The sequence below is a fragment of the Klebsiella sp. K5-45 genome (assembly GCF_030128605.1).
Classification (GTDB): Bacteria; Pseudomonadota; Gammaproteobacteria; order Enterobacterales; family Enterobacteriaceae; genus Klebsiella; species Klebsiella quasipneumoniae.
In genome coordinates this window covers 212,903-224,684 of record NZ_JAKUZW010000007.1, presented here as the reverse complement: position 1 = coordinate 224,684, position 11,782 = coordinate 212,903, and the positions used below count along the sequence as shown (strand labels likewise).

9 protein-coding genes are annotated in these 11,782 nt (G+C 59.9%); all 9 read right to left on the bottom strand.

Annotated elements, in window-relative coordinates; translation table 11 throughout:
* Genes MKS11_RS16685 through MKS11_RS16645 form a run of 9 tightly spaced genes read right to left on the bottom strand, consistent with a single transcriptional unit; the run spans position 1 to position 11,768 of the window.
* Positions 1–921 (bottom strand): D-alanine--D-alanine ligase, encoded by a 921-nt coding sequence (locus MKS11_RS16685; protein ID WP_087771091.1) that lies wholly within the window; start codon positions 919–921, stop codon positions 1–3.
* Entirely contained in the window at positions 914–2,389 is a 1,476-nt protein-coding gene (gene murC, locus MKS11_RS16680; RefSeq protein WP_017901185.1) for a UDP-N-acetylmuramate--L-alanine ligase, read from the bottom strand. Before murC ends, MKS11_RS16685 begins: the two co-directional genes overlap by 8 nt.
* Before the next feature lie 47 nt (positions 2,390–2,436).
* Positions 2,437–3,507 (bottom strand): undecaprenyldiphospho-muramoylpentapeptide beta-N-acetylglucosaminyltransferase, encoded by a 1,071-nt coding sequence (gene murG, locus MKS11_RS16675; RefSeq protein ID WP_004204339.1) that lies wholly within the window; start codon positions 3,505–3,507, stop codon positions 2,437–2,439.
* On the bottom strand, positions 3,504–4,778 hold the full coding sequence (ftsW, locus tag MKS11_RS16670; protein ID WP_004204337.1) for a cell division protein FtsW: 1,275 nt from the start codon (positions 4,776–4,778) through the stop codon (positions 3,504–3,506). Before ftsW ends, murG begins: the two co-directional genes overlap by 4 nt.
* Positions 4,778–6,094: a UDP-N-acetylmuramoyl-L-alanine--D-glutamate ligase gene (murD, locus tag MKS11_RS16665; RefSeq protein ID WP_004204336.1), complete on the bottom strand. Its 1,317-nt coding sequence runs from the start codon at positions 6,092–6,094 to the stop codon at positions 4,778–4,780. The genes ftsW and murD overlap by 1 nt, the downstream gene beginning before the upstream one ends.
* 2 nt (positions 6,095–6,096) lie before the next feature.
* Positions 6,097–7,179 carry a phospho-N-acetylmuramoyl-pentapeptide-transferase gene (gene mraY, locus MKS11_RS16660; RefSeq protein WP_004204335.1) on the bottom strand — a complete coding sequence of 361 codons (1,083 nt, stop codon included), beginning with the start codon at positions 7,177–7,179 and terminating at the stop codon, positions 6,097–6,099.
* The gene (gene murF, locus MKS11_RS16655; protein ID WP_049004286.1) at positions 7,173–8,531 is read right to left on the bottom strand and encodes a UDP-N-acetylmuramoyl-tripeptide--D-alanyl-D-alanine ligase; all 1,359 of its coding nucleotides are present in this window, start codon (positions 8,529–8,531) and stop codon (positions 7,173–7,175) included. The genes mraY and murF overlap by 7 nt, the downstream gene beginning before the upstream one ends.
* Positions 8,528–10,015: a UDP-N-acetylmuramoyl-L-alanyl-D-glutamate--2,6-diaminopimelate ligase gene (murE, locus tag MKS11_RS16650; RefSeq protein ID WP_017901188.1), complete on the bottom strand. Its 1,488-nt coding sequence runs from the start codon at positions 10,013–10,015 to the stop codon at positions 8,528–8,530. Before murE ends, murF begins: the two co-directional genes overlap by 4 nt.
* Entirely contained in the window at positions 10,002–11,768 is a 1,767-nt protein-coding gene (locus tag MKS11_RS16645; RefSeq protein WP_004204330.1) for a peptidoglycan glycosyltransferase FtsI, read from the bottom strand. Before MKS11_RS16645 ends, murE begins: the two co-directional genes overlap by 14 nt.
* Positions 11,769–11,782 lie beyond the last annotated feature (14 nt).

The following is an 11,782-nucleotide window of genomic DNA, read 5'->3' as shown; positions in this document are numbered from 1 at the left end:
TCACCCCGCCAGGTCCAGAATTCGTACAACAAGCTGGGAGAAGCTCATTCCTGCCTGACGCGCCGCCATCGGTACAAGGCTATGGCTGGTCATGCCCGGAGAAGTATTCGCTTCCAGCAGATAAAACTGGCCATCGCTGTCCAGCATGACGTCAATACGGCCCCAGCCTTTGCAACCCAGAACATTCCAGGCTTTAAGCACCAGGCTTTGAATGGCTGACTCACGCGCTGGATCCTCCAATCCTGGGCAGAAATATTGCGTCTCATCAGAGAGATACTTCGCCTCATAATCATAGAAGGTTCCAGCCGTCTGGATACGTATTGACGGTAAAATTTCTTCACCGACGATGGCGACGGTAAATTCCGGCCCACTGAGCCATTTTTCGACTAAAACTTCATCATCATGCTGAAAAGCCAACGCCAGTGCACTTGCTAAATCACAGCTTTCGCTGACTTTCGACATCCCAACGCTGGAGCCTTCGCGGCTGGGCTTGATGATGAGCGGCAGACCCAGCGCCGCAATCTGCTGTTCGACATCAGCAGACAATCCGGCGCTAAACTGGGCGCGGGTCAGCGCCACCCACGGCGCGACCGGTAATCCGGCCCCCTGCCACAGCCATTTGCTGCGCAGTTTATCCATTGAAATCGCCGAAGCCATCACGCCGCTGCCGGTATAAGGCAGCTGGATCAGATCCAGCACCCCCTGCAGCGTGCCATCTTCCCCGCCGCGACCGTGGAGGGCAATAAACGCTTTCTTAAAGCCCAGCTTTTTCAACTGGGTAATATCGACATCGCGCGGGTCAACCGGATGGGCATCCACCCCGGCTTTACGCAGCCCGGCCAGCACCGCGGCGCCTGAATTCAGCGACACTTCACGTTCAGCGGAGGTTCCACCGAAAAGCACCGCGATTTTATCAGCCATGGCGCTCCTCCTCCGTTTTTTGCGGGATCAGTTTGATTTCAGCCAGGTGACGGGCGATTTTTCCAATGTTTCCGGCCCCCTGCACCAGCACTAAATCGTTGCCGGTCAGCACCGACGCCAGCATCGCCGCGGCCTGCGTCGGGTCGGACACCAGAATCGGGTCAACTTTACCGCGACCACGGATTGTACGGCACAGCGAGCGGCTGTCGGCACCCGGGATCGGCGCTTCGCCTGCCGGGTAGACATCGAGCATCAGCAGCGCATCGACCTGGGTCAGCACGTTGGCGAAATCATCGTACAGATCGCGAGTACGGGTATAACGGTGCGGCTGGAATACCATCACCAGATTTTTATCCGGCCAGCCGGCACGCGCCGCTTTGATAGTGGCGTCGACTTCCGTCGGGTGGTGGCCATAGTCATCGATCAGCATCGCGCTGCCCGCTTTGCCGTTGACTTCCGTCAGCGGATATTCGCCAAGGAAGTCGAAACGACGGCCGGTACCCTGGAAGCTTTCCAGCGCGCGCAGGATCGCCTGATCGTCAATCCCCTCTTCCGTCGCCACGGCGACCGCCGCCGCCGCGTTCAGCGCGTTATGGCGTCCCGGGGCATTGAGCGTCACCTGCAGCAGTTCTTTATCCTGACGCACCAGGCGGAAATGCCCCTGCGCTCCAACCTGACGGTAGTCTTCTACGCGGACGTCGGCGTCGTCGCTAAAACCGTAGGTGGTGATCTGCCGGCCGACGCGCGGCAGCAGTTCCCGGATCACCGGGTCATCCACACACATCACCGCGCGTCCATAGAACGGCAGGTTGTGCAGGAAGTTAATAAAGGTCTGCTTCAGATTCTCGAAATCGCCATGGTAGGTGTCCATGTGGTCGGCTTCGATGTTGGTAACAATGGCCACCATCGGCTGCAGGTGCAGGAACGATGCATCGCTCTCATCCGCTTCCGCAATCAGGTAACGGCTATGGCCGAGGCGCGCATGGACGCCCGCCGCTTTCACCAACCCGCCGTTGACGAAAGTCGGGTCCAGCCCGGCTTCGGCGTAAATACTGGATACCATCGCGGTGGTGGTGGTTTTGCCATGGGTCCCGGCAATGGCGATCCCGTGACGGAAGCGCATCAGCTCCGCCAGCATTTCCGCACGACGGATCACCGGGATACGCGCCTCGTGCGCGGCGACGATTTCCGGGTTATCGGCGGAAATCGCGCTGGAAACTACGACCACGCTGGCATCGCGCACGTTTTCCGGGCGATGGTTGAAATAAATAGTGGCGCCAAGCTGCGACAGCTGCTGGGTCACCGGATTCGGCGCCAGGTCGGAGCCGCTGATCTGATAACCTTCGTTAGCCAACACTTCGGCAATACCGCCCATACCGGCACCGCCGATGCCGACAAAGTGAATGTGCCGGACGCGACGCATCTCGGGCACTATGGAACGCAGTTTTGCCAAATCTTGTGTATTCATTCTTTACGCCATCAACTTCTGTATTCGGGCGGTGAAAATCACCGCAATTAGCGCGCCAAAGCTACGGCGCTGACCTCTTCTGCTACCCGCTCGGTAGCGTCCGGAATCGAAGCGCCACGCGCTCGTTCCGCCATATCCAGCAAGGTTTCCCGATCCCAGCTCGCCAGAGTAGAGGCTACCGCCTCAACCGTGAACGCCGGCTGTTCGAGAATTTTCGCCGCGCCGGCTTTTTCCAGCGGCAGCGCATTCCAGTACTGCTGACGATCTTTGTGCTGGAACGGTACAAACAGCGCCGGTAAGCCCGCAGCCGCGATTTCGCTAACCGTCAGGGCGCCGGAACGGCATACCACAACATCTGCCCAGGCATACGCCGCGGCCATATCATCAATAAATTCCGTCACTTTATGCTGCGACTGCCCCGCGGCGGCATAGGCCTGCTGTACGGTTTGCTGGCCGCCTTTACCGCTCTGATGCCAGATGGTCACCGTATCGCCGAGCTTCGCCGCCACCTGCGGCATGGTCTGGTTCAGGACGCGCGCGCCCTGAGAGCCACCGACCACCAGCACGCGAATCGGCCCCTGACGGCCTACCAGACGTTGCCCCGGCAGCGGCAGCGCCAGCACATCGGTGCGCACCGGATTCCCGACGACGTCCGCATGCGGAAAGGCGCCGGGAAACGCCTGCATCACTTTCTTCGCAATCTTCGCCAGCCATTTGTTGGTCAGGCCGGCAATGCCGTTTTGTTCGTGGAGGACCACCGGGATCCCCAGCGACCACGCCGCCAGGCCGCCAGGCCCGGACACATAGCCGCCCATACCCAGCACCACGTCCGGCTGGAAACGCTTCATGATCGCCCGCGCCTGACGCCAGGCGTTGAAGATCCGCACCGGCGCCAGCAGCTGTGCTTTAATCCCTTTGCCACGCAGGCCGGAGATACGGATAAAATCAATCTCGATGCCGTTTTTCGGCACTAAATCCGCTTCCATACGATCGGCGGTACCCAGCCAGCGAACCTGCCAGCCCTGGTCCATTAGATAGTGTGCGACCGCCAGTCCCGGGAACACATGCCCGCCGGTACCGCCCGCCATCACCATCAACCGCTTTTCCTGACCGCTCATCGAACACCCCGTGTAAACGCCTGGGCTTTTTCCAGACGCGTTTCATAATCAATTCGCAACAACAACATGATGGCCGTCGACATAATCAGCAGACTGGAACCACCATAACTGATCAGCGGCAGCGTCAAACCTTTCGTCGGCAGCATCCCCGCCGCCGCCCCGACGTTAACTAACGCCTGGAAGCTAAACCAGATACCAATCGCACAGGCGAGGAAGCCGGAGAAGCGATGATCGATCTCCAGCGCTTTTCGGCCAATCGACATGGCGCGGAAAGCGACGAAGAATACCATTAAAAGCGCCAGTACCACACCGATATAACCGAGTTCTTCGCCGATGATGGCGAAGATAAAGTCAGTGTGCGCTTCCGGCAAATACTCCAGTTTTTGCACCGAGTTGCCGAGTCCCTGCCCCCACATCTCGCCGCGGCCAAAGGCCATCAGCGACTGGGTCAGCTGATAGCCGCTGCCGAACGGGTCTTCCCACGGGTTCCAGAAGGAGGTCACGCGGCGAATACGGTACGGTTCGGCGAGGATCAACAGGACCACCGCCGATATGCCCATGCCGATAATAGCGATGAACTGCCACAGCTTGGCGCCGGCGAGGAAAAGCATCGCCAGCGTGGTGACGAACAGCACCACCACCGTACCGAGGTCAGGCTGCGCCAGCAGCAGGATGGCCAGTACGAAAATCACGCCCATCGGTTTTAAGAAGCCGCGCAGGTTGTTGCGCACTTCGTCGGCTTTGCGCACCAGATAGTTGGCGATGTAGCAGAACAGCGACAGCTTGGTGAACTCCGCCGGCTGGATGCGCAGCGGACCGAGGGCGATCCAGCGCGATGCGCCGTTTACCGAGCTACCCACCACCAGCACGATCAGCAGCATGACGATCGAGGCGATCAGCATCGCGGTACTGTGGCGCTGCCAGAAATCCATCGGCAGGCGCAGCGTCACCAGCGCGAGGACAAAGGCCAGCACAATGTACAGGCCGTCACGCTTGGCGAAGAGGAAAGGATCGTTCGCCAGGCGCTGTCCCACCGGCATTGATGCCGAGGTCACCATAATAAAGCCGATCGCCGCCAGGCCGAAGGTCAGCCACAGCAGCATCCGGTCATACATCACCAGACTGTCGTTATCTTTTGGGCGCGAGCCCATCACCCAGCCTTTCAGCGCGGCGAACAGCCAGGCGAAGATAAACATCCCCGGCAGTCGCGGCAGTCTCAACCGAGGCAAGCTCAGCTGCGGCATTCTCAGGCGTGGGAGAGAGAAACGCATCAACCTAACTCCTTCGCCAGGCGGGCAAACATCTCGCCCCGTTGTTCAAAGTTCTTAAACTGATCCAGGCTGGCGCAGGCTGGCGACAGGAGAACCATATCGCCCGCCTTCACCAGGGGCGCTATCTGACGCATCGCCTGCTCCATGGTTTCAGTTTGTACCGCCACCTCAGGACGCAGCTCGGCGAGCTCGGCGCCGTCGCGACCAAAGCAGTACAGACGGATACGATCGCCGCCAAGGTAGCGCTTCAGCGGAGTGAAATCAGCGGACTTGCCGTCGCCGCCCAGCAGCAGATACAGCGTGCCATCAAGCTGCAGGCCGTTCAGCGCCGCCTCGGTACTGCCGACGTTGGTTGCCTTCGAGTCGTTAATCCAGCGCACGCCGTTGTGATCCAGCACCAGCTGGAAGCGATGCGCCAGGCCGGTAAAGGTGGTCAGCGCCTTCAGGCTGCTGGCACGCGGCAGACCCGCGGCATCGGCCAGCGCCAGCGCCGCCAGGGCGTTGCTGTAGTTATGCTGGCCCGTGATAGACATCTCTTTCACATTGAGGACTTTCTCACCTTTTACGCGCAGCCAGGTCTCGCCCTGCTGACGGTTAAGGTGATAGTCACCGACGTCGATACCAAAGCTGATGCAGCGATCGTCCGCGCCGCGTACCGGCATGGTGAGCGCATCGTCCGCGTTGACCACGCAGGTCTTCGCATTCTCGTAAATCCGCAGCTTCGCCGCGCGATACTGCTGCAGCCCCAGCGGGTAGCGGTCCATATGGTCCTCAGTCACGTTGAGGATGGTTGCCGCCACCGCCTGCAGGCTGGAGGTGGTTTCCAGCTGGAAGCTGGAGAGCTCCAGAACATACAGCTCACGATCGGTATCCAGCAGCATCAGCGCCGGCAGGCCGATATTGCCGCCCACGCCGACGTTAATCCCGGCCGCTTTCGCCATCTCGCCCACCAGGGTGGTGACGGTGCTTTTGCCGTTCGAGCCGGTAATGGCGATGATCGGCGCCTGCGCTTCGCGGCAGAACAGTTCGATATCGCCAACGATCTCTACGCCAGCGTCTGCCGCCGCGCTTAACGAAGGATGGGCCAGCGCGATGCCAGGACTGGCGACAATCAGATCCGCCGCCAGCAGCCAGGTATCATTGAGGCCACCGACATGGCATTCGACCGATTCAGGCAATTTATCCAGCCCGGGAGGCGCGACGCGGGTGTCCATCACGCGCGGGGTTACGCCGCGCGCCATGAAAAAGTCCACGCATGACAGGCCGGTCATGCCCAGCCCAATAATGACGACTTTTTTACCCTGATAATCTGCCATGATTAACGTACCTTCAGCGTCGCCAGGCCAATCAGCACCAGCATCAGCGAAATAATCCAGAAGCGCACGATAACGCGCGGCTCCGGCCAGCCTTTCAGTTCATAGTGGTGGTGGATCGGCGCCATGCGGAAGATACGCTGACCGCGCAGCTTAAAGGAGCCAACCTGCAGAATCACCGACAGGGTCTCCACCACGAAAACGCCGCCCATAATCACCAGCAGGAATTCCTGACGCAGCAGCACGGCGATAATACCCAGCGCGCCACCGAGCGCCAGCGAACCGACGTCGCCCATAAAGACCTGCGCCGGGTAGGTGTTAAACCACAGAAAGCCCAGCCCCGCGCCGACGATCGCCGTACAGACGATCACCAGTTCGCCGGCGTGGCGCAGATAAGGAATGTGCAGGTAGTTGGCGAAATTCATGTTACCGGTCGCCCACGCCACCAGCGCAAAACCCGCCGCGACGAAGACGGTGGGCATGATCGCCAGGCCGTCGAGACCGTCGGTCAGGTTAACCGCGTTGCCAGTGCCGACGATCACGAAGTAGGCCAGCAGGATATAGAACAGCCCCAGCTGCGGCATGACGTCTTTAAAGAACGGCACCACCAGCTCGGTCGCCGGGGTGTCTTTCCCCGCCAGATACAGGGCAAAGGCTACCCCAAGGGCAATCACCGACATCCAGAAGTACTTCCAGCGGGCGATCAGGCCTTTGGTGTCTTTGCGCACCACTTTACGGTAGTCATCAACGAAGCCGATGATGCCGTAGCCGATCAGCACCGTCAGCACACACCAGACGTACGGGTTGGACGGGTAAGCCCACAGCAGCACCGACACGGTGATCGCGGTGAGGATCATGATCCCCCCCATGGTCGGGGTACCGCGCTTACTGAAATGAGACTCCGGACCGTCGTTACGAACCACCTGGCCGAAGGAGAGTTTTTGCAGACGGGCGATCATGCGCGGGCCCATCCACAGAGAGATGAACAGCGCGGTCAGCAGGCTGACGATGGCGCGAAACGTCAGATACGAAAAGACGTTAAAGCCGGAATAATATTTGACCAAATGTTCGGCCAGCCATACTAACATGTCCCAGTCTCCTGTAATGCGCGTACTACCTCTTCCATGGCGGCACTACGTGAACCCTTCACTAAAATGGTCATTATCTTATGCTCCGCCAGCAGCTCGCGCAGGCGAGCCACCACGGCGGCTTTATCGTTAAAATGTTCGCCCACGCCGCTGGCGCGGCTGATATCCGCGCTCAAGACGCCGACGCTGAGAACGCAATCCAGCCCTGCCGCTTTCGCCGCTTCGCCGACTTCACGGTGGCAAGCCGCGCTTTCCGCGCCAAGCTCCGCCATATCGCCGACCACCATCGTCCGGAAGCCCGGCATCTCTGACAGGACCTGCACCGCTGCGGTCATCGAACCGACGTTAGCGTTATAGGAGTCATCCAGCAGCAGCTGGCTCTCGGTCAGGCGGATCGGGAACAGACGTCCCGGAACGGCCTGCAGCTGCGCCAGACCGGCTTTCACCGCCGCCAGATCGGCGCCTACCGCCATCGCCAGCGAGGTCGCCGCCAGCGCGTTAGCGATGTTGTGGCGTCCCGGCAGCGGCAGCAGTACATCAACGTTACCGGTTGGAGTCTGCAGCGTAAATTCGGTGCCGTGGCTGGTGATCTGCACGTTAGTCGCAGTGAAATCGCTGTTGGCCGCATTCGGTGAGAAGCGCCACACTTTGCGATCGCCAATCACTGCCTGCCAGTTCAGCCAGTCGTTGTTGTCGGCATTGAGAATGGCGATGCCGTTTTCCGGCAGACCGGTATAGATTTCGCCCTTCGCCTTCGCCACGCCCGCCAGCGAGCCGAAACCTTCAAGGTGCGCGGCGGCAAGGTTGTTGACCAGCGCCGCTTCAGGACGCGTCAGGCTGACGGTCCAGGCGATTTCGCCCTGGTGGTTAGCGCCGAGCTCAATCACCGCGTACTGATGTTCTTTGGTCAGACGCAGCAGAGTCATCGGTACGCCGATATCGTTGTTCAGGTTGCCGGCGGTATACAGCGTATTGCCACACTGGCTGAGGATCGCCGCGGTCATCTCTTTGACCGAGGTTTTACCGGACGAGCCGGTCAGGGCGACGACGCGGGTCGGCACCTGCTGACGGACCCAGGCGGCTAACTCGCCGAAAGCCTGCCGGGTATCTTTCACGATCACCTGCGGGAGATCGCAGGCCAGCGGACGGCTCACCAGCAGCGCGCCGGCGCCTGCCGCTTTTGCCTGTTCGGCAAAATCATGGGCGTCGAAACGCTCGCCTTTTAGCGCCACAAACAGGCAGCCCGCTGTGACTTTACGGGTGTCGGTGGTCACCTCGTCGATAGCGATATCGCTACCCTGCCGTTCGCCATGGGCGATCGCGGCGAGCTGGCTTAACGTAAAGCGAATCATGCTACCGCTCCCAGCAGACGCGCGACGGTGACGCGGTCGGAATAATCCAGACGACGGTTACCGACGATCTGGTAATCTTCATGGCCTTTACCCGCCACCAGCACCACGTCGTTCTCCTGCGCCTGCATCACGGCGTTGGTCACCGCTTCCGCACGGCCTTCCATCACTTTTGCATGACCTGCATCGAGCATGCCGGCCAGAATATCGTTGATAATCGCCCGCGGTTCTTCGGTACGCGGGTTGTCGTCAGTGACGACCACAATATCGGCGAACTCTTCTGCAATCGCCCCCATCAGCGGACGCTTGCCTTTGTCACGGTCGCCGCCGCAGCCGAAGACGCACCACAGCTTGCCGCTGCAGTGCAGGCGCGCGGCCTGCAGTGCTTTTTCCAGCGCGTCAGGGGTATGGGCATAATCCACCACCACCGCCGGTTTACCGGGCGCGCTGAACACTTCCATACGGCCGCATACCGGCTGTAAACGCGCCGCAGTTTTCAGCAGATCGGCCAGCGGATAGCCCAGCGCCAGCAGCGTGGCCAGCGCCAACAGGAGGTTGCTAACGTTAAAGGCGCCCATCAGGCGGCTTTCGATTTCACCGTTGCCCCAGCTGGAGTCAAACTGGATGGTGGCGCCGCTGTCGTGATAGTTGACCGCGGTGGCCTTCAGCCAGCGGCCGTGGCAGTTCGGATTGATATGATCTTCCATCGACACCGCCACCGCGTCCGGCAGCTTCGCCAGCCAGCGACGACCGACTTCATCGTCAGCGTTGACGATGGCCTGGCCGCAATGGTGGGTGGAGTACAGCAGCCATTTCGCCGCTTCGTAGTGCGCCATGTCGCCATGGTAGTCGAGGTGGTCGCGGCTCAGGTTGGTAAATACCGAGGCAGCAAACTGCAGGGCCGCCACGCGGTGCTGCACCAGCCCGTGGGAAGAGACTTCCATCGCGCCGAAGGTTGCCCCCTGCTCGACCAGACCGGAAAGCACGTGCTGAACATCGACCGCAGAACCGGTGGTGTTTTCGCTCGGCACCACTTTATCCAGCAGGCCGTTGCCGACGGTCCCCATCACCGCGCTGGTTTCGCCGAGCAGTTTCGCCCATTGCGCCAGAAGCTGGGTGGTGGTGGTTTTGCCGTTGGTACCGGTCACGCCCACCAGACGCAGCTGCTGCGACGGCTGATGATAAAAACGCCCGGCCAGCGCCGATAAGCGTTCGTTAAGCTGGCTCAGGTAGATAACCGGCACGCCGTGCATTTCACGGATCTCACCGTCTTTAGCTTCGCCCTGGGCTTCAGCAATAATGGCAGCCACACCTTGCGCTATCGCCTGCGGGATATAACGACGCCCGTCCGCCTGATGACCCTGTACCGCGATAAAGAGATCGCCGGAAGCAGCCACCCGGCTGTCCAGCGTCATCTCTCGCAGAATGCGCTCCGGTGCGTTTGGCACCCATGGAGCGAGAAGGTCGCGCAAATTACGATCTGCCACCTGTTCCCTCGCCTTGATTAATTACAAATTCACTTTTTTCGCCCGTTGCCAGCGCATCCGGCTCGATGTTCATGGTGCGCAATACGCCGCCCATGATGGCACCGAACACCGGCGCGGAAACGGCGCCACCGTAGTATTTACCTGCCTGCGGGTCGTTGATCACCACCACCAGCGCAAAGCGCGGATGGCTGGCGGGCGCAACGCCTGCGGTGTAAGCAATATATTTGTTGATGTAGCGGCCATCCGGCCCCACTTTTTTCGCCGTACCGGTTTTAATCGCGATGCGATAGCCTTTGATCGCCGCCTTCACGCCGCCGCCGCCAGGCAGCGCCACGCTTTCCATCATATGAACGACGGTACGAACGAGTGATTCCGGGAAGACACGTTCGCCCGGAACCGGTGGATCAACTTTGGTAATCGACAGCGGGCGATAGATGCCGTAGCTGCCAATCGTTGCGTAGACTCGCGCTAACTGTAACGGGGTTACCATTAGCCCGTAGCCGAAAGAAAAGGTGGCCCTCTCTATGTCAGACCACCGTTGTTTTTGAGGATATAAGCCACTGCGTTCTCCGACCAACCCCAAATTGGTCGCCTTTCCAAGCCCAAAACGTGAGTAAGTATCTACTAACGCTGAGGACGGCATCGCTAACGCCAGCTTAGAAACACCGACGTTACTCGACTTCTGTAGTACCCCGGTCAGGGTCAATTCGCTGTAGCGCGCCACGTCTTTAATTTCGTGGCCGTTAATTCGATAAGGCACGGTATTGAGCACGGTATTTTCGTTGACGATACCGCGCTGCAGCGCCGTCATCACCACCATCGGCTTCACCGTCGAACCCGGTTCGAACACGTCGGTGATGGCGCGGTTACGCATGGTGTCTTTCGCCGTGCCGGCAAAGTTGTTTGGGTTGTAGGACGGGCTGTTGGCCATCGCCAGCACTTCGCCGGTGTTCACGTCCACTAACACCGCGCTGCCGGACTCGGCTTTGTTAAAGGCCACGGCGTTGTTCAGCTCACGATAGACGAGCGCCTGCAGACGCTCGTCGATGCTCAGCGCCAGGTTGTGCGCCGCCTGGCTGTCGGTGGAAGAGATGTCTTCAATTACCCGGCCATAGCGGTCTTTACGCACGATACGCTCGCCCGGCTGGCCGGTAAGCCATTTATCAAAGCTCTTTTCGACCCCTTCAATCCCCTGGCTGTCGACGTTGGTAAAGCCGATGAGGTGAGCGGTCACTTCCCCGGAAGGGTAGTAACGACGGGATTCTTCACGTAGATGAATGCCCGGCAGCTTCAGTTTTTTGATGTAGTCGGCCATGTCAGGGTTAACCTGACGCGCCAGATAGATGAAACGCATCCGCGGATTGGTATTGATGCGCGTCGCCAGCTGATCCAGCGGCATATTGAGGGCATCCGCCAGCGCCTTCCAGCGCGTATCCAGGGTTACCCCGCCGGCATCATGAAGTTCTTTTGGATCGGCCCAGATAGCCTTCACCGGCACGCTGACCGCAAGCGGACGACCGGAGCGGTCGGTAATCATCCCGCGCGCGGTGGATACTTCCTGTACGCGCAGAGAACGCATATCGCCCTGGCGCACCAGCATGTCCGGGCTGACTACCTGTAGCCAGGCAACCCGCCCCAGCAGAAAAGCCAGCGCCAGTAGAATACAGCCGCACAGCAACGCAAAACGCCAACTGATAAAGTTGGCCTGTTCTTCCTGACGTTTTGCTTTAGGCGTTTTTGGCGCTGCTTTCATCCGTCGCAATAATC